The organism is Microscilla marina ATCC 23134, from assembly GCF_000169175.1.
In the GTDB taxonomy this organism is placed as follows: domain Bacteria; phylum Bacteroidota; class Bacteroidia; order Cytophagales; family Microscillaceae; genus Microscilla; species Microscilla marina.
The window spans coordinates 19,710-38,430 of the sequence record NZ_AAWS01000020.1; the positions used below are offsets into that span (position 1 = coordinate 19,710).

The window sequence follows — 18,721 nt, forward strand, 5'->3', positions numbered from 1 at the left end:
ATTTTGGTGATAAGTTGCATAATTGTACACTGATAGTTTCAACCACAGAAGAGATTCAACCAACCCTAGTTTAGTCTTAAGTTTTTGTGCTACTCTCATCAAATAGGCCAAATGCCTTCTAAGGGTAGCGTTATGTTGCTTAATATAAGCTGTATTGATAAATTTTTGAACATACTTAACCAGCTGTTGCCAAGTATCTGTGGCTAGTTTGACTTTATTGGCACCGCTAAATGCAAAGCGTTTTCCTTTATAACCTTTAATGACTTACAGTACTACTAAATCTTACCCTGTTTGCCATTTTTGACGAGCCTTTCCTAGTTCTTTGCTTCGGAATACCTTGAGAGATTGACTTGCATAGCTTGACAAGCCATTGGTCTCAAGAAGAAGAGCTGCTTTTTCTATTGAGGCATCTTTTACTTGCTTCAAAAGCCATTTAATGAATAGGCTTGTTCTCTGGTGATTGACTTCTAAGCCTAGCCACAACCGACTGAAAGCGGTAAGACCACCTTAAACCGTGTATAATAATCCTGAGATTTGCTTAAAAGTAAACCTAAGGAATTTACTTATCTGATTATCAATGTTTTGAGAGGTAAACAAAGTCGCTGTTTTTAAAAAAATGTGATCTCAATATTGTATATCGTATATATACTTATTAAAATTCACCTTAGTTAGCACTTATAATGAAACAGTTAACACTCTTTTGTTTACGAAAAACAAAAACCTTGAATATTAGATAGCCTCCATGCCCACTTTAATGTTGGACTATTATGTGTTAATATTCCTGGTTCTAATAAGATGTAGTAAGCCTGTTACCAGCGAGTGGAGGTGAACAAGCAAAATCATACCGTTTAGCCTTCGTTTTTCCCTTACTAGAAAGCTGACTGTAATGTGGCATATAGCGGTTCCTAGTTAAGTCATTCCATTGCTGATTCAAATCATTATTGATCCTATAAAAATATTTTTTTTGATCACTTTTGCGTCTTAATCGCCTTCCTTAACGACTACAGGCTAGGAACTTGTTTAAAACGGTCGTTTACAAAAGATTTTATGATGAATTTTCAACTTAAATGCGTCAAACTTTGAGGTAATGATTGTGGAATCCTTCGGGTAAAGTTTGGAGCTATGAGCCAAGCCTGACCCATGATTCTGCCTTTTGGGTAGTTTTAAACAAGCTCCAAGGTATAATAATTATAACAGATTAATTTTTAAAAATCATGTTTGAACCTTTAAGTAAAAGAGAAAAATCGATAGAAGGTTTTGCAGCTAAAGTAAAGTCAGCAGTAAACAGACCATAAAGATAAAAGGAGGATGTTGCCATAACTCGCTACCACCTGCGACAATGGCGTTCCCATTTCCCTTAAAGAACAAAATAAGAATAAACCAAACCGTAAAAATACTTAGTTTCTAGTTTTTAACTACAAAATTTAATACAATGAGAAAATTTTACTTTCTAGCAGTGATTACAGCATTACTGTCTAGCTGTGTGCTCGAAAGAGTTCATTTACAAAGTACAGGTAGACTTACATTGGCGTCCACTAAAAATGTTAGTTTTAACAAAAAATACAAAATGCTTGCTAAATCGGCTGGGTTTGATGAGAGTCAGGTAAAGGGGCTGGAAAACCCTCGAACAAAGCAGAAAACCAAGAGAAATATTCTTGAAAGCTATGAAAAACTTAAAGGCAATAACGTAGAGCAAGCAATCAATAATGTAATCGAGAGTGTACCAGGAGGTGTATATGTGGAAAACATAGAAATATTTGTTAGTACAGGTGGCAAGTTAGGCTCTGAAGATGTAAGTTTTGTGGCAAGTGGTGATGTGTATGGCGTGCAAGGAAAAAGTCGAAATATTAGAGGTTTTTATGTTGGTTGCAAAGCCTTTTATCAAAAAGCTACTGGTACAGTGGTTGCTCTGGTAGATGATCAATATTGTCTTTTCCAGCAAAAAGGTAAACAAGAGCCTAAAAAACTATTATATGATGACTTAATAAAAATAGGAGAATAAAATAAAAAAGCCTCAGTGTAATTTAATTACTGACCTTTTGCAGTTTATATTTTTGTTTATGTAGTGAAAAATGCAGACCACAATAAATTATTGCAAATTATAATTGTTTGATTTTAAGATAGTTATACTGAATGTGGTAATGTAGTAAGTGTTTTTAGGTTTTCAAGATTATAATTTCTTATTCTAAATATCTGGAAAGCGAGAAAACCAAGAATAATACAAAGTGGAATTTGTCCATAAAAAGCAACTTGCTTTTTGTGAAAAATATAGAGTAGTAAAAGCTTGTTAGTTGTCGAAACTAACGGGCTTTTTTTATGCCCAGAAAAGTGGCTCTCCTTCTCTAACTTTATTGGATGAAAAAAGGCTGAATGACAGAAGTGACAGATTTTGGTTTATGCACTAAAAACAAAACCCTGTAAGTAGTTAACTTACAGGGTTTTAGTATGTTATAGTGGCGAGGGGGGGAATTGAACCCCCGACCTCCGGGTTATGAATCCGACGCTCTAACCATCTGAGCTACCTCGCCGTTGAATTGGAGTGCAAATATAAGAGCTACTTTATTGAATGCAAAAATAATGATGAAAAAAAAGTTTTTTTTTAATTATAAACAAAGCATTTGCAAACCATTTCCTGCTTTAACTGATTTATTATCAGTAAATTAACTTTGTTTGGTCTAACTTTCCTATTGAATTAATTCTTTAAAATTTGTCTTAATAAAAAAAAATACACAGATTGACCGCACTTTATTATTAAATAACTAGGAATAATTCAAAAATATTTGTGTATTGTACAATATATTAGGCGTTCTACATTTTTGAAAATATGAGCGTTGTATGGTGATCACATATTTTGATCGTCAATGAGTTATGTCTAAATAAAAAGCCTTTTGTAAGTACAAATAGCCCAAATATTTCAATAGCATTTTACCCATAATCAATCACCAAAATTATGTTCTATGACAAAGTATAAGTTTTCTAGTGAATATGAAATACACGCCTCTCCCAAACGTATTTATTCTTATGTCCATACAGCAAACGGATTGGAGCAATGGTTTGCAACAAAAGTGGAAGTGAAAGGCAAGGAGAAAGTTTTTAACTTTGTATGGGACAACGAAGATCATTTTGCCCGTATAGTTGCACACCGTACCAACAAATTGGTTAAATTTGAATTTATTTCAGACGAAGAAGGCAAATCCAACTATATTGAGTTTAGGCTAGAACACAACGAGATGACAGATTCTACTTTTTTGAAAGTAACTGACTACTCAGAAATGGAAGATGAAGACGACTTGAATGGTTTGTGGGACGGGCTGGTGGCTGACCTTCGTGAAGTGGTAGGAGGTTAGAAATAATACAGATTTAGATGAAGAAAATAGATAAACTGGTTTTACAATCATTTTTTGGCCCTTTTATACTTACCTTATCAGTGCTTGTCTTTATATTTTTAGTACAACAGCTGCTACAGTATTTAGACGAGTTTATGGGCAAAGGCTTGAGCTATTTAGTGTTTGCCGAACTGGTTTTTTACTTTAGTCTTCATATCATTCCTATGGTTTTGCCGTTGGCAACATTGTTGGCTTCGCTTATTACCTTTGGCAACCTAGGTGAGCATCACGAGCTTACCGCAATGAAAAGTTCGGGCATATCACTTATTAGGGTACTCACCCCACTTTTTATGGTAGTGGTCTGTTTTGCTGTTGTGTCCTTTTGGTTTAACAATAGCATTGTGCCTAAAGCCAACCTCGATGCCTACAGCTTATTGTATGATATTCGCCAAACCAAACCCGCACTTGATATCAAAGAAGGCGCTTTTTATGGAGGAATTCCTAACTACAGCATCAAGGTAAACCACAAGTTTCCTGATGGTCGTACACTTAAAGATGTTATTATTTATGATCATAGTGGACGTAGGGGCAACAAACAAGTGATTTTAGCAGACTCAGGGCAAATGTATACTTTTGATAAAGGAAATTTTTTGGCGTTTGAATTGTTTAAAGGAGTACGATACCATGAACTACCCACCCGTGAAGGTGCCCGCCCTTCCGAAGAGTTTTTGAAAAGTAAATTTAAGCATAGTAAAATGATTTTTAGTCTGGAGTCTTTTAATATGGATACCACTGATAAAAACCTTTTCAAAAGCAATAAAATCATGCGTAATGTCACAGAGCTAAATAAAGACATTGATTCTTTGACAAGAAAACGCAAAGATTTGGAAGCAAGAGTTTTAAAATATATCAGTCCTTATTATTTGTACCATATGCGTGACCGCACAATTGATACTTTGCTTAATGAAGGAACAAAAGTGGTCAGTTTACTTAAAACCTGGAAAAAAGAGTTAGATACAACACGCTATAAAAAAAGCCAGGCTGTAATTTACAAAGATGCTTTTAACCGAGCTAGTAATGTGAAAACTGTAGTAGTGAATCGTACCAAACAATGGCAACAAACAATCAAGGACCGTAATATTTTTGCCATTGAAAAACATCGAAAATATACCAATGCAGTAGCTTGTATTATTATGTTTTTGATAGGGGCACCACTAGGAGCCATCATCAAAAAAGGAGGACTTGGTATGCCCATTATCATCTCTATTATTTTCTTTATTATTTTTTACCTGCTCTCTATGACAGGAGAAAAATGGGCAAAAGACTCAATGGTTCCGGTAGCCTATGGAATGTGGGGGGCAAACTTCATATTGTTTTGGGTGGGCTTGTTTTTCTTACGCCAGGCAAAAAACGATTCACGGATTTTAGAGGCTGATATGTACCGTATTTATTGGGACAAATTTATCAGAAACTTCAAACCTAAAAGCAAGAAAAAGTCTGAAGTGAAGGCATAAGTGAGACTGTACCAAGAATTAATTAACACAAGTCTGTGATCACGCAATATTACAAAACCTGCTGTGAGTCTGTAAGTTAGAGAATTATATGATTCTCCAAACCTTATAGATAAGCCTTTTGCAAGGGGGCACATTTCCTGAGAGTCAAAAAAAAAGGCTATATAATTGGATATTGTTGCCAAAAACGTCAATTTTGCGGTTTGTTATCATAATTGTGATTTACATATATTATTGAAGAGAAGAAATGTATTTGACGAAAGAAAAGAAACAAGAATTATTTGAGCAGCACGGAAACGGAAAAGCAAAAACCGACACGGGCTCTCCAGAAGCACAAATTGCGTTGTTTACGTACCGCATTAATCACTTGACTGAACATCTTAAGAACAATAAGAAAGATTATTCTACTCAGCTGGGATTGAAAAAATTGGTAGGTAAGAGAAGAAGATTATTGGATTATCTTCACGATAATGAAATCAATCGTTATCGTGCTATTATTGCAGAACTTGGTATCAGAAAGTAATCTTTCTTTGTACCAGTAAATTAAGAATGAAGCGATTCATTCTTAATTTTTTTTCATATCAATCAAAATCAATCCATTAGCGATATTATATGTTACCAAAAGTTATTACCAAGGAAATTGTCTTAGCAGATGGACGCAAAATCACTCTTGAGACGGGAAAACTTGCCCGGCAGGCAAATGGTTCTGTTGTAGTTACTATGGGCCAAACCATGTTGTTGGCTACTGTAGTTTCACAAAAAGAAGCTAAAGATGACGTAGATTTTTTGCCGCTATCAGTAGATTTTCAAGAACGTTTTGCGGCTGCTGGAAAAGTTCCAGGTGGCTTTTTGAAACGAGAAGGTAGACTGTCTAATTATGAAATTCTTACATGTCGTTTGGTTGATCGTGCCATGCGTCCACTGTTTCCGGGTGATTACCATGCAGACACGCAAATTAATATCTTTTTAATATCTTCTGATCCTGAAGTACCTGCAGATGCACTAGCTGCATTGGCGGCGTCTTCTGCGGTATCTGTATCTGATATTCCTTTCAACGGCCCTACTGCCGAAGTAAGAGTTGCTAGAGTTAATGGTGAGTTTGTAATTAACCCATCAGTAGAGGCAATTGAAGAAGCTGACCTGGATATTATGTTGGCTGCCACACTCGACAGTGTATTAATGGTAGAGGGTGAAATGCAAGAAGTGTCTGAGCAAGATATGCTTGATGCGATCCGTTTTGGGCATGAAGTTATCAAGACATTATGCCAAGCGCAAAAAGAGCTTGAAGCAGAGGCAGGAGCTACTGAAAAACGTGAATATGATCACGAAAAACACGATCCTGAGTTAGAGCAAAGGCTGTATGATGAGTTATACGAAAAAGCCTACAAGGTAGCCCAACAGCAAATTAGCAATAAGTCTGAGCGTTCAGAAGCTTTCAATGTGATCAAAGATGAGTTCATTGATAGTTTGCCTGAAGATCACGAAGTAGATTTATACTTGGTAAAGCAATATTACGGCAAAATCAAGAAAAAGGCTTGTCGCGATTTAGCGCTTAAGGATAGAAAAAGAATTGATGGACGTGATTTTAGTGAAATCCGACCTATTTGGGGGGAGGTAAATTATTTGCCTGCTACTCACGGTTCAGCTTTATTTACCAGAGGTGAAACACAGTCATTGACCACCCTTACTTTGGGTACTAAACTAGATGAGTTGTTTATTGACAATGCTACATTTAAAGGTACCCAGAAGTTTATGCTCCATTACAATTTCCCAGGTTTTTCTACTGGAGAAGTAAAGCCTAATCGAGGTGCTTCCCGTCGTGAAATTGGACACGGAAACCTTGCTTATCGTGCATTGAAGGGAATGCTGCCAAAAGATGAAGACAATCCTTATACTATACGTATAGTATCAGACATTATGGAATCTAATGGCTCGTCTTCTATGGCAACTGTTTGTGCTGGTACAATGGCATTAATGGATGGCGGTATATCTATCAAAGCACCTGTATCTGGTATTGCTATGGGATTGATTTCTGATGAAAGTGATCCTGAAAACTACGCTGTATTGTCAGATATTTTGGGTGATGAAGACCACCTAGGAGACATGGACTTTAAAGTAACTGGAACACGTGATGGAATTACGGCTTGTCAGATGGATATTAAAATGGAAGGATTATCTTATGATATTCTAACTAAAGCCCTTGCACAAGCACGTGAAGGAAGACTACACATTCTTGATAAGATCGAGGAAATTATTCCTTCTACCAATAGTGACTTGAAGCCTCATGCCCCTCGTTCTACCACTGTTGTGATAGAAAAAGACATGATTGGCGCTGTCATCGGTCCTGGTGGTAAAATCGTTCAGTTGATTCAAAAAGAGTCTGGTGCTACTGTGGTTATCGAAGAAAAAGATGAGCATGGACACGTAAACATCTTTGCCAACGACCGTGAGTCAATGGACAAAGCACATGAAATGGTAAAACAAATCATAGCTGTACCAACAGTAGGTGAAGTTTACGAGGGCAAAGTGAAGTCTATTATGCCATTTGGTGCATTTGTAGAGTTCTTGCCTGGAAAAGAAGGTTTGCTACATATTTCTGAAATCAAGTGGGAACGCATAGAGAAAATGGATGGAGTACTTGAGTCAGGAGAGGAAATAACTGTGAAGTTGATAGATGTAGACAAACGAAGTGGTAAATACAGGTTGTCACGCAAAGCGTTATTACCAAGACCTGCCAAAAAGCAAGACTAATTTACTTTTTATAATTACTTGAGATAGCTTCAATATACATTAAACAATTATTGAAGCGTTCTCTTGTTAACAGCCTCACTTATAATTTTTATAAGGAATAATGCAGGAGGATTATATTTACTGTATATAAGAGGTTTTGTAACAAAAAGTTGTTCGACCAACTTGCTATATAATGTATAATAATAGAACTCTTAAATTTTTTAAGGGTTACCAATGAACCAGTACCTGTATATATAAGGTGCTGGTAAGTATAGTGCTGTTGTGTGTCAACACATAAACAGTGAGCTTACTACTATTTTTTTTAACTAGTATGATGTTTTAGTTTGACCAAATAGTATTTGCTATTAAACTTCAAAACTATACATATTCATTTTTAGTTATATCATAAAACACAACTATTTCAATGAGACAACTGAAGATAAGCAAGCAGATTACCAACCGAGAAAGTCAGTCACTTGACAAGTATTTACAAGAAATCGGAAAAGTAGATTTGCTAACACCTGATGAAGAGGTAGAACTTGCCAAAAGAATTAGAGAAGGCGATCAGGTAGCTTTGGAAAAACTAACCAAAGCCAACCTAAGATTCGTGGTTTCTGTGGCAAAGCAATACCAAAATCAAGGCTTATCTTTGGGAGATTTGATTAATGAAGGTAACCTTGGGCTTATTAAAGCTGCACAGCGTTTTGATGAAACTCGTGGTTTTAAATTCATTTCTTATGCCGTTTGGTGGATAAGACAATCTATTCTACAAGCATTGGCGGAGCAGTCACGAATTGTTCGATTACCGTTGAACCGCGTAGGTTCATTGAACAAGATTTCAAAGACATTTTCAGAACTCGAACAAAAATATGAACGTGAGCCTTCCCCAGATGAATTAGCCGAAGTATTAGATGTTACTACTTCGGAAGTGGTAGATACTCTTAAAATTTCAGGGCGACATGTATCTATGGATGCACCTTTTGTACAAGGAGAAGAGAATAGCTTGTTAGATGTGCTCGAAAACGAAAGCGAGGTAAAGCCGGATTCAGAATTGATGAACGACTCGTTACGTAAAGAGGTACAACGGGCGCTTTCTACGCTTACCCAACGCGAAGCCGATGTAATTACTCTATACTTTGGTCTGAACGGAGAGCACGCAATGACTCTGGAAGAAATCGGAGAAAAGTTTAATCTTACCCGTGAGCGTGTACGTCAGATCAAAGAAAAAGCTATCCGCCGACTGCGACATACTTCCCGAAGCAAAGCATTGAAACCTTACTTGGGATAATTTTGTTGTAAGGTAGAACATCATCAGTTGTTCAAAAGTATTTTGTTTTTTTACAATTAGCCTAAGAAATTAAATTCTTAGGCTAATTTGTTGTATAGGGTTTTTGGATAAATCCTAGAGTTTACCCAAATTTGAGTATTGATCATATTATAAAACGTCGGAAAATGACTACAGAAAACGTAGATTGTTTGATTATAGGATCAGGGCCAGCAGGTTATACTGCGGCCATTTATGCATCTAGAGCAGGCCTAAAGCCTGTATTATATACCGGACCAGAGCCTGGTGGACAATTGATGCTTACGAGTGATGTTGAAAACTTTCCTGGTTATTCGGATGGCATTATGGGACCACAAATGATGGAAGATTTTCGTAAACAGGCAACTCGTTTTGGTGCGGACATCAGAATGGGGTTGGCTACTTCGGTAGATTTCTCTGGAAAGTTACACAAGGTAATCGTGGATAATAAACACGAAATCACTGCCAAAAGTGTAATTATTTCTACAGGTGCATCTGCCAAATGGTTGGGGCTTGAGTCTGAGCTTCGTTTACGTGACATAGGAGGGGGAGTATCTTCTTGTGCAGTATGTGACGGTTTCTTTTTCAAAGATAAGGATGTAGTGGTTGTTGGAGGGGGAGATTCTGCTGCGGAAGAGGCATCCTATTTGTCTAAAATCTGCCACAAGGTTTATTTGTTGGTGCGTCGTGATGAAATGCGTGCTTCTAAAATTATGCAGCAACGTGTTACCAGTAAAGAAAATGTAGAAGTACTTTGGAATACCGTAACAGAAGAAGTGCTTGGGAAAGAGCAGGTAGAGGCTGTAAGAGTTAAAAATAACGTAACAGGTGAAACTAAAGATCTTTCAGTAAGTGCTTTCTTTGTAGCAATTGGTCATAAGCCAAATACTGGTATTTTTAAAGAGTATATAGATATGGACGATACTGGATACATTCTCACTGAAAAAGGCACCAGTAGAACTAATATAGAAGGTGTATTTGCCTCAGGCGATGTGCAAGATAAAGATTATCGCCAAGCAATTACTGCCGCAGGATCAGGCTGTATGGCAGCGTTAGATGCAGAGCGTTATCTTGCTGAACAAGAAGCAATAGGTACATTTGCATAAAGTTAGGCTTAAAGAAAAGGTAATATTGAATGTTTGGGTTTAAGTATATTTTTGGATTTTTATTGATTTTTTGTTTACAAGCAAGTTGGGCGCAGGTAGAAAACCAAAACCCTAAAGGGAACATGAAAATTGTTCCTACTCCTGCAAAAAAAACAAAGAAAGATACCTTGGTAAAAGTAGATTCTACCAAAAAACAGGATGAGTCAGGAGCGGCTATGCCAGGGCCTAAAAAAACACAAACAGCTAATAGAGGAAACTTTAACCTTTTTAAGCGTAATGCAGCCATTGTTCGAGAAGATTCTGTTGGTAGTATTGATATAGGAACCAATCAAATTGTTAAAATTTCGGAAGAGATAAAAATAGATTGTGTTTGGATTAAAGCCGTAGAATATTACTCTGTGTGGAATTCAACCTATATCAACCCTTACAGAAAAGATGCAAAAAGGTTCCGCGATACTATTGATATTAAGTTGTATGATGCTGGTCGGGGGCAACTCTGGTCGGCTCCTCTAGCCACCAATTTTAAAACGTCTAATTTTGGTTATCGTTGGGGGAGGTTTCATCATGGAATAGATTTAAACCTTTCTATTGGAACACCCATTTATAGTGTGTTTGATGGCATCGTTAGAATCTCTGCCTATGGTATGGGTTTTGGAAACTATGTAGTAGTGCGCCACTACAATGGGTTAGAAACATTGTATGGTCACATGAGTATCCGTAAAGTAGAAGTCGGGCAAGTAGTAAAAGCCGGACAACTCATAGGCTTGGGAGGGAGCACTGGATGGAGTACCGGACCACATTTACACTTTGAGGTTCGTTACCAAGGCAACTCGATTGATCCTTTGTTGGTATTTGATTTTTCTAAAAAAGGAAAAGAGGTGTTCAAAGATATATTTACTTTAAAGCCTGAACACTTTTGGCATTTGGGCAATAAAACCCGAAAACGGATATATCACCAGGTAAAGTATGGAGATACGTTGTATTCCATTAGTCGTAAGTACCGTATTCCGATATGGACACTGGCCAGGCAAAATAAACTACATTATAAATCCCGTCTCAAAGTAGGGCAACGATTAATTATCAGATGATAGAGACCATCTAAAACAAAAAAGCAGTTCTTGTTTAAAAGAACTGCTTTTTTGCTTTACCAAACTTCATAAATTTTTATTTTTTGCTGTCGAAAAAAAATCTCTTCTCCTGCTTTTAAGCCCTTAAGTGCTTGCCCGATGGGTGAGGCAAGTGAAATGGTAAAGTAAGTTTTATCCTCAAGAGTTAGTTTACCAACACTAATCGCAATATAGTAGTTGGCTTGAGGGGTCATTACTAAACTACCCAGTTGTACTGTAGATAATTGAACCTTAGGGTTGATCTGAGCCAATACTTTTTTTAGTTTTAAACCCTCGTTGACTTGGGTTGCGTGCTTTTCTTTTTCTAATTGCATCATTGCCCTTCCGGTTTCGTATTTATCTCCTGCACTACTTTTAGTTTCCTCGTTGGCGGCTTGTTGGGCAGCACTGATAGCAGCTTGAGCTTGGCTTATTTTCTGTGAGGCATATTTTTCACATTGTGCATAAAGCTGTATTTTTGTATTTATCATGGTAGTTTTTATGTTTTTAATCCTATAAGCAATATATCATCTCTTTGCTCTGTTCCTACCATGTGTTGATCTAATGTTTCCTCTAGTATTTGTTTTTGCGTGTTTAAAGGCAGTGAATGGTTTTGGTATAGCATTTTAGTCAGTTGCTGGTTGCCAATTTTTTTCCTTTCTTGGTTGTTTTGGTCAGCAAAACCATCACTACATAGATAAAGTAAACTCCCTTTTTTAAACATCAATTCCTTTGTATTAATACATCTTTCTTCATCGTATATAATACCAATAGATATAGAACTACCTTTGATCTTTTGTAACTCTGTATCCCCTTGGCTTATATACCATAATGGTCGTTTGGCACCAGCAAAAGCAACCTTAGTATGTTGATCGTCTACATCTTCAAGGGTAATGAGTGCTACATCCATACCATTACGTCCACCTGTTTCGTCTTGTCGTAGAGCATAACGAACATAATAGCGAAGTTTCTCCAGTATGGTTCCTGGGTCAGTTATTTGCTTAGCGTTAATTATTTCGTTAAGAATAGTAAAACCAATCATACTCATAAATGCACCAGGAACCCCATGCCCTGTACAATCAATAGCGGCAAGTACTTTTTTATTATTTACTTCACCTAACCAGTAAAAATCTCCTGAGACTACATCACGTGGTCGGTAAATTACAAAATGTTCACCCAATACCTGTTGCATTCGTACATCAAAAGGGAGAATAGCTTCTTGAATTGTTTTAGCCGATTTGATGCTTTGTCTAATATGGCGATTTTGGGTACTGAGGGCATTATTTTGTTGTTCTATAGCATCCCTTTGTGCCATAATCTCTTCTTGTTGTTGATAAAGTTCTTCATTTTGAGCGGTAATTGCGGCATTGCGGGAAATGATCTCTTCTTTTTGTTGATGTATTTCTTCTTTTTGTGCTACCACCTCTTTAGTGCGTTTCACTACCTTCTCTTCCAGGATTCTTTTTTGCGCTTTAATACTATTAATTCTGTAACGGTAAAAACCCAATGATAATAAAATTACTGTAGATATCCACCCAACCTTAAACCACCAGGTTTGCCACCAGGCAGGTAAAATTACTATTTCTATGGCTAACCCTTTGGTATTCCATACACCATCATTATTTGATCCCTGTACCCTGAACACATAGCGACCTGGGGGAATATTGGTATAGCTGGCAAAATTTCGGGTATTGAGGTTATGCCAGGCTTTATCATACCCTTCTAGCTTTACTTTGTACTGGTTGTTACTAGCATTGGCATAACTTAAAGCTGCAAACTCAAAAGAAAAACCTTTAGCTTGCTCGTGATTAAGCACAATTTTTTTTCTGTAGCCAATGTTTGTATCAAAGGCTTGGGCAGCCTCATCTGAATCGTTTGAGAGCTGAAAACTCGTAAGTACAACAGGGGGAATATATGGATTGGGTTTGATGTTTTTTGGGTGAAAAGCATTGATACCCTTAGTACCACCAAAAAATAATTGCCCATTATTGCGTTTACCAAAAGAGTCTTGATTAAACTCTCCATCTTGAATACCATCTGTGATTGTATAGTTAGTAAATTTCTCTGTCTTTAGGTTGAACCTCGAAATCCCTTTTTCGTGGCTCATCCAAAGATTACCTTGGGCATCTTCTTGTATACCATATACAAACTCATTCATTAAACCTTGAGCTTTGCCATAATGACGAAACTCTACTTGTTCTTCTGTTTTTTGTACAACCTTACTAAGCCCCCCTCCATAGCTGGTAAACCATATCTGTTGATCTGTACTCTGGTAAATGTCCAATACGCTATTGTTTTTTAGCCCTGATGACTCGGTGTAAAGTGTGTGTGTTTGGTTTTTGGAATCTAACCTCACCAACCCTGTTAGAGTGCCTAACCATACAGTACCATCTTGTGTGACAGTAATAGTGTTAATTTGTCTTCTGCGGGTTTTTTTTCTTGGAAGTTGAAGGTATTTTGAAAACGAATCGGTGACTGGATTATATTGATACAGCCACTTAGAGTTTACATTTACCAAAAGTCTTCCTTGTGGACCTTCAATAATGTGATGAATAATATTGAGTCGGTCGTTAGAGAGCCTATAGTGTTTGAAGTGATTTTTTGAGGGAATAAATAAGTCAAGTCCATTCACTGTGCCTACCCATAATCTGCCATCTTTATCCTTATAAATACTCCGTACCCTGGGGTGGCTTAAGCTGTTAGGAGCGTTCTTGCGATGTTTGTATTCAATAACACTGTCAGTTTTAGGATTGAAGTTTACCAGTCGATCACTAAGTGTGCGTAGCCAAATGGTGCTAGAGTCTCCAGGTACCATATGCCAACAAGAAACCTGAGTTTTTTTTCCGGTTTTATTTGGTAAAAAAAGCGTATACAATGCAAATTTTTGAGTAGTTCTGTTGAGCATATAAGCACCATTACCTATAGTGCCTACCCATAAATTTCCTGCGTGATCTTCCCAAATACTCATAACCCCTGTGTCATACAATGCTTGTGAGCCTTTGATATGATCTTCAAAATGAATAAACGCTTGACGTTGATCATCAAACCAATATATTCCTGAGTCTGTGCCTATCCATATAATGCCCTTGCTGTCTTGTATAATACAACGGAGATAATTATTTTTTAGCCCTTTGGTGTATGAGGTAAACTTGCGAGAAGCAGGGTCAAAGATACCTATATCATGAGAAGTGCCTATCCAAAGTCTTTGTTGGTTATCTTCGTAAATGGCTTCTACAAAGCCTAGTCGCTTGTTTTTTTGAGTAAAGTAATGTTTGAACTCTACTGAACCATTGGGTTTCATGATGATTTGGTTCAGTCCATTAGTTGTTCCTGCCCATACACTACCATCTTTTCTTGTACATAAACTTAGCACATCTTTTTGACTAAGGGCGTTTACTTTATTTGAATCAGGCAGGTATTGCTGTACAAGCATTGAGTCTGGTTGATTAGGAGCAGGTGTAAGTCGGTTTAGGCCGTTCTTTGTTCCTACCCATAAGTTTCCTAATTGATCTTCTGTAATACTTTGAACATTTGTGCCAGCAAGGGTACTTTTTGCGGGGTAGTTAGTAAATTTATTGGTTTTAGGATCAAAACGGTCTAGTCCCGTATCAGATGAACCCAACCAAATAATACCGTTTTTTGCTTGATATATTTCACGTATATAACTACTACTTAAACCAGAAGTTTGAGGGGTATAATATTTAAAACCTTTGCCGTCATACCTGTCCAGTCCGTCACCAGTAGCAAACCACATAAAGCCCTGCTTATCTTGTATGGTGTACCAGATAGTATTTTGAGATAGTCCAGATTTAGTCGTAAATTTAGTTATGTCAAACTTGTGTAGCATGTCAGGTGGCACTTGTTGAGCCTGGCTTACATAGTTTACCCAGCCAAATAAGTAAAACACAAGCATTAGTTTTTTCATAAGTAATGATAGATTGTTGGTGAATTATCTGCTCATAGTTAGGTAGGATTGTATTTGTATTAAAACAAGAATTTAATTATCAAAGGCAATAATTACGCCTTTACATTAGATTTTTTAGATAAAATAAAAGCTACTACTACTTTATTTGCCTTGTATGTTTTTATGGTAATTATTTCAGGGTTAAGAACAGGTGATTGTATCTTGTTTTTAGGTTCGCTATATCTTTAGTGAGTGTTCATTAGCCAAACAAAAAAGCAAAATCAGAGTTGTACTTTGTGCCCAGTACAGTTTGTAACGATTACAACATGACAATTGTTTACCTGTTTTATTTAATAAAAACTTGCAGAAACAATGTGATGTGACAATACTGTATAAAATGGTTATTTTAAAAATATTTTTTGGTTGTTTTCCTGATAGAAACGCTTTCTGAACCTTTTGTTTTTCATATAAAATTAGAATAAGTAGACTATTGAGTTATAGCAACTTTATTTATAGATAGGTGGCATTGAGTACTCATCAAAACTGCTAAATAAGCAGAGTGATCATACAAACAATACTTATACAACTGCTTACTATTTGGGGAGTTGATTTTTTGTTAAACGCTTGATGTTAAAAACTGAAAGCAATACAGATGCTGCGAATAGTGCCTTTTTAGACGTCTTGGGTAGGGCTTTTGATCCGACAATATTATTACAAAATATTTTAAGGCTCATGCCTTTCAGAACTGTGATTATAGGTAAGGTGTATAAAGAACAGACTCAACGAAGTTTGTAATCAAAAACTAACTTTGAGTCATTTAGAAAACTAAGGGGGAAAGTCTGTTTAGTAGAACTAACACTTCAACAAAGGCCATCATTAGTTATGATAGATAATGAGCCGAGCCTTTTTAGTAAGCCAGTGGCATAACATACGCCAAGTCTAGCTTTATATCAGTTGGTTTTATTTCTGGAGCCTTCAGGATAAGTGAAACCTTACCTTCAGATGTGTTTACTTCTGTCAGTTGATTTCTAAGTAACTGTATACTGTGCACTCTTTGGTGGTAATGCATTCCTGAAGCAAGTGGTATACATATAATATCGCCCATTTTGATGGTGCCAAAATCGACATATCCAGAAAGGATAAGACGACGAAAACCTCCATATTCAATATTATGAGGCGCTTCAGTTACCTCTTCTATAATAAAAAAACCTCCAGTTGGAAATGACATAGTTATAAATAAATATCTTCTCAACAAGTTTATGTAAATTAAAGTGTATTGCTCGTATAACCAAGCAGGTGTTCAATTATTTTTGTTCAGATGTAGGGAGACCTAGGCTACTAAATGCTACTGATGGTTGAGCTGCTTTCTAAAAAATGTAAACCAATAGCGACTATATAAATGAGCAGTGTCTTGTCTTCAGTATGTTTTACTTTGATAATCAGCAAATATACAATTAACAACTGTACTTGTTGATCAGTCTTGCATTGATAAGTCCCAAATATAAAAGGGGATATGTGTTGCTTAAAAACCACACAGTCATCTGGCAAAATTACTTTGAATCATATAACTTATAACTCTTGTTAGAAGTTTATTAGTATACCTAATAATATTTGTTTTGTGTTATGGTTATATTTTGTAGGCAATAAAGCAGGAATATAGTGGTATAAAACAAAGAAACCCCCATTAGGAGGTTTCTTTAGTGTACGATGTCATGGGTAAAATAATAGGCTACACATAATAGCGAGGTTAACACCTTTACTAAGAAGCAGATCTTTTTTTAATCTTGGGTTTTTTTACCACCCACTCTGTTTGCAAAGTCTCTTGCGGTAGTTTCGGTGTTTTATATTCTTTGTTAAGGTCAATATCTTGAGTGGTGACTGTACGTTTCAATGTTTTTTGGGCAGTATTATCTACCAGTGGGGCGACTGTTTTTGTAGTTTGAGTTGTAGTACCTTCCAATGCTTGAATAAACGCCATAAACTTTTTGTCTACATCACCTACTTCTTCGGCTTTATCCAATTGTTTTTTACGCGCCAAAAACTTTTTGTAATGAATAAGCGCTGCCGAAATAATTTTCACATCATCTTTACTCACACTTAATTTATTATTCTTACCAGAGGCAGGTGTTTTAGAGGCTGCTCTGTTATTTACTGCCCTATTATCTAGAGCAGCGCGTTTTTGAGGTTTTTCTGGAGTATTATAAAGCACGTCAGCTAATTTGTTGAACATTACTTTAGGGGAGATAAATGATACAGTTGCCATAGTGTATTTATATATTTTGATTTTGTATGAAATGTTTGTCAACTAATATTGGGTAGAGGACTCTACCTGTTACAAATACCAAGGATCATATATTGACTGGTTGGTATCCTGAAGAGTGGCATTACTTATTTGCTGCTCAAGTTGTGTATTTCTATTTTTGATAGTCTTGATTTCGTTTTCAAGTGTATTGATTTTATCAAACAAAACCATTGACATATTTTGAAACTGTTTCTCTACTAATTCCCTGATATTTTTTTGGTCAGTTGTAGCAGTTTTTGACTTCATTTTGGGTGCTTTGTTAATTTTCCAAACAAATTCTCGTGTAGGGGTATTGGTTGAATTATTTTCCATGATATCCAATATTTGTTGTTTTAAAAAAGAGGTTTGTTAATTAATTGAGCATTTAATCTTTATTGTTAAGCAAATATAGAGTGATTTAGAAATAATGCCAAATTTTTAAACATAAAAATTGCTATTTTTTTTAACAAATTAATTGCCCAAGAAAAAGCTTTGTATATGACTCTGGTAACCAGAATGTTAAATAAATGAGCTAAAATATTTTATGCTCAAAAAATGAGAATATAAGTGGGTTTCCAAATAATTATGTTGAGTAAAAAGGTGGGAAAGCTGGCTAAAAGTAAGGGTGTGGCAAGGGTTGGTTAGCTCTTGTATTTACTTGTTGGCTATTATATTGTTGGGAGCAAAACCAGAGATGAAAAAGCACTGACTCATTCATCTTTAATAGGCTATAGATGATAAGCTGACTATTGACTGATGTAAGGCAGTTTTGTTTGTTGGTATTTGGGCTTTTTAGCCATTTCACGAAATTTTTTAAGGGTATTCCAAACACCTTTAGTCGCAAGTGGGTTGATGATCCAGGCAGGTAGCCCAAGGTTAGGTTCAGCGTAAAACTGATAAGAGACAAGTATTTTGCCGTTACCTAATGGTTTAAACCTCCATTGTCCTTCAGCATTTTTCATTCGTACCTTTTTACGTTTTTTGGGTAGATAGTTAGGTTTACTTTCAATATCAATCACCACAATATGGTTATCACTATTTTGTTCGAGCGTATTGAGGCTAATCAGGTCACGATTATAATAAGGAAAAGGAAGTGAAATTTCGGCATAAGTATACCACTGTTGGTTAGAAACAGTATGAATGTTTTGAAAAAGTTTCATACGGTTAATCCATTGAGGCACAGACGCATCATCTTTTATAATAGCAACCAAACTGCTAAGTGAGGCTTTGAATACAGCAATGGCTTTTAGCTCACGGTGATTGGTGTTTTTATATTTGCGTGCATATACTGATATGCCTTCTTTATTTTTTATTAATTTCCAGGCTTTAAAAGTAGTAGCAGAGTTATTGCCGTGAAAAGGGTAGGAGGGCATGCCTGCAAAGTGATTAGTAAAAACCAGTAGAACTGCCAATAGTTTAGTCATAAATTGCAATAGATTTATTTGAGTGCTTAT

General features: G+C 36.3%; 14 protein-coding genes and 1 tRNA gene. 8 read left to right on the forward strand and 7 right to left on the reverse strand.

The window, feature by feature from the left end:
• Positions 1 to 1,432 precede the first annotated feature (1,432 nt).
• The gene (locus M23134_RS18810) at positions 1,433 to 2,002 is read left to right on the forward strand and encodes a hypothetical protein (RefSeq protein ID WP_157558544.1); all 570 of its coding nucleotides are present in this window, start codon (positions 1,433 to 1,435) and stop codon (positions 2,000 to 2,002) included.
• A 452-nt stretch (positions 2,003 to 2,454) separates the two neighbouring features.
• On the opposite strand, the gene M23134_RS18815 is transcribed toward M23134_RS18810, so the two are convergent.
• Positions 2,455 to 2,528 (reverse strand) — tRNA-Met (locus tag M23134_RS18815).
• A gap of 429 nt (positions 2,529 to 2,957) precedes the next feature.
• Between M23134_RS18815 and M23134_RS18820 the strand changes: the two genes are divergently transcribed.
• The 7 genes from M23134_RS18820 to M23134_RS18850 all read left to right on the forward strand — a co-directional run bounded on the left by M23134_RS18820 (position 2,958) and on the right by M23134_RS18850 (position 11,064).
• Positions 2,958 to 3,347: an START-like domain-containing protein gene (locus M23134_RS18820; RefSeq protein ID WP_002698749.1), complete on the forward strand. Its 390-nt coding sequence runs from the start codon at positions 2,958 to 2,960 to the stop codon at positions 3,345 to 3,347.
• A gap of 17 nt (positions 3,348 to 3,364) precedes the next feature.
• Entirely contained in the window at positions 3,365 to 4,840 is a 1,476-nt protein-coding gene (locus M23134_RS18825; protein ID WP_002698750.1) for an LptF/LptG family permease, read from the forward strand.
• 244 nt (positions 4,841 to 5,084) lie between these two features.
• Positions 5,085 to 5,360, forward strand: a complete 276-nt coding sequence (rpsO, locus tag M23134_RS18830; protein ID WP_002698752.1) for a 30S ribosomal protein S15 — start codon at positions 5,085 to 5,087, stop codon at positions 5,358 to 5,360.
• 89 nt (positions 5,361 to 5,449) lie between these two features.
• Positions 5,450 to 7,588, forward strand: coding sequence for a polyribonucleotide nucleotidyltransferase (gene pnp / locus M23134_RS18835; RefSeq protein WP_002698754.1), 2,139 nt, complete (start codon positions 5,450 to 5,452; stop codon positions 7,586 to 7,588).
• Positions 7,589 to 7,991: 403 nt separating this feature from the next.
• Entirely contained in the window at positions 7,992 to 8,855 is an 864-nt protein-coding gene (locus M23134_RS18840) for a sigma-70 family RNA polymerase sigma factor (protein ID WP_002698756.1), read from the forward strand.
• A gap of 164 nt (positions 8,856 to 9,019) precedes the next feature.
• On the forward strand, positions 9,020 to 9,976 hold the full coding sequence (gene trxB, locus M23134_RS18845; RefSeq protein ID WP_002698758.1) for a thioredoxin-disulfide reductase: 957 nt from the start codon (positions 9,020 to 9,022) through the stop codon (positions 9,974 to 9,976).
• 122 nt (positions 9,977 to 10,098) lie between these two features.
• The gene (locus tag M23134_RS18850; RefSeq protein ID WP_198145054.1) at positions 10,099 to 11,064 is read left to right on the forward strand and encodes a M23 family metallopeptidase; all 966 of its coding nucleotides are present in this window, start codon (positions 10,099 to 10,101) and stop codon (positions 11,062 to 11,064) included.
• A 56-nt stretch (positions 11,065 to 11,120) separates the two neighbouring features.
• Here M23134_RS18850 and M23134_RS18855 read toward each other — a convergent pair whose 3' ends face one another.
• From M23134_RS18855 to M23134_RS18885, 6 genes are all read right to left on the reverse strand, one after another.
• Complete coding sequence (locus tag M23134_RS18855; protein WP_002698762.1) at positions 11,121 to 11,573, reverse strand: hypothetical protein; 453 nt, start codon at positions 11,571 to 11,573, stop codon at positions 11,121 to 11,123.
• Positions 11,574 to 11,581: 8 nt separating this feature from the next.
• Complete coding sequence (locus M23134_RS18860; protein ID WP_002698764.1) at positions 11,582 to 15,007, reverse strand: two-component regulator propeller domain-containing protein; 3,426 nt, start codon at positions 15,005 to 15,007, stop codon at positions 11,582 to 11,584.
• 886 nt (positions 15,008 to 15,893) lie between these two features.
• Entirely contained in the window at positions 15,894 to 16,214 is a 321-nt protein-coding gene (locus M23134_RS18865; RefSeq protein ID WP_002698766.1) for a hypothetical protein, read from the reverse strand.
• Between the two features lie 531 nt (positions 16,215 to 16,745).
• The gene (locus tag M23134_RS18875) at positions 16,746 to 17,249 is read right to left on the reverse strand and encodes a hypothetical protein (protein WP_002698770.1); all 504 of its coding nucleotides are present in this window, start codon (positions 17,247 to 17,249) and stop codon (positions 16,746 to 16,748) included.
• A 69-nt stretch (positions 17,250 to 17,318) separates the two neighbouring features.
• On the reverse strand, positions 17,319 to 17,600 hold the full coding sequence (locus M23134_RS18880; protein ID WP_002698773.1) for a hypothetical protein: 282 nt from the start codon (positions 17,598 to 17,600) through the stop codon (positions 17,319 to 17,321).
• 413 nt (positions 17,601 to 18,013) lie between these two features.
• Positions 18,014 to 18,691 (reverse strand): START domain-containing protein, encoded by a 678-nt coding sequence (locus tag M23134_RS18885; RefSeq protein WP_002698775.1) that lies wholly within the window; start codon positions 18,689 to 18,691, stop codon positions 18,014 to 18,016.
• Between the last annotated feature and the right edge of the window lie 30 nt (positions 18,692 to 18,721).

Excerpts from the sequence above, each read along its gene's own strand:
- M23134_RS18810 (WP_157558544.1), top strand. The coding sequence starts at position 1,433 with ATGAGAAAATTTTACTTTCTAGCAGTGATTACAGCATTACTGTCTAGC.
- M23134_RS18820 (WP_002698749.1), top strand. The coding sequence starts at position 2,958 with ATGACAAAGTATAAGTTTTCTAGTGAATATGAAATACACGCCTCTCCC.
- M23134_RS18825 (WP_002698750.1), top strand. The coding sequence starts at position 3,365 with ATGAAGAAAATAGATAAACTGGTTTTACAATCATTTTTTGGCCCTTTT.
- rpsO (WP_002698752.1), top strand. The coding sequence starts at position 5,085 with ATGTATTTGACGAAAGAAAAGAAACAAGAATTATTTGAGCAGCACGGA.
- pnp (WP_002698754.1), top strand. The coding sequence starts at position 5,450 with ATGTTACCAAAAGTTATTACCAAGGAAATTGTCTTAGCAGATGGACGC.
- M23134_RS18840 (WP_002698756.1), top strand. The coding sequence starts at position 7,992 with ATGAGACAACTGAAGATAAGCAAGCAGATTACCAACCGAGAAAGTCAG.
- trxB (WP_002698758.1), top strand. The coding sequence starts at position 9,020 with ATGACTACAGAAAACGTAGATTGTTTGATTATAGGATCAGGGCCAGCA.
- M23134_RS18850 (WP_198145054.1), top strand. The coding sequence starts at position 10,099 with ATGAAAATTGTTCCTACTCCTGCAAAAAAAACAAAGAAAGATACCTTG.
- M23134_RS18855 (WP_002698762.1), bottom strand. The coding sequence starts at position 11,573 with ATGATAAATACAAAAATACAGCTTTATGCACAATGTGAAAAATATGCC.
- M23134_RS18860 (WP_002698764.1), bottom strand. The coding sequence starts at position 15,007 with ATGAAAAAACTAATGCTTGTGTTTTACTTATTTGGCTGGGTAAACTAT.
- M23134_RS18865 (WP_002698766.1), bottom strand. The coding sequence starts at position 16,214 with ATGTCATTTCCAACTGGAGGTTTTTTTATTATAGAAGAGGTAACTGAA.
- M23134_RS18875 (WP_002698770.1), bottom strand. The coding sequence starts at position 17,249 with ATGGCAACTGTATCATTTATCTCCCCTAAAGTAATGTTCAACAAATTA.
- M23134_RS18880 (WP_002698773.1), bottom strand. The coding sequence starts at position 17,600 with ATGGAAAATAATTCAACCAATACCCCTACACGAGAATTTGTTTGGAAA.
- M23134_RS18885 (WP_002698775.1), bottom strand. The coding sequence starts at position 18,691 with ATGACTAAACTATTGGCAGTTCTACTGGTTTTTACTAATCACTTTGCA.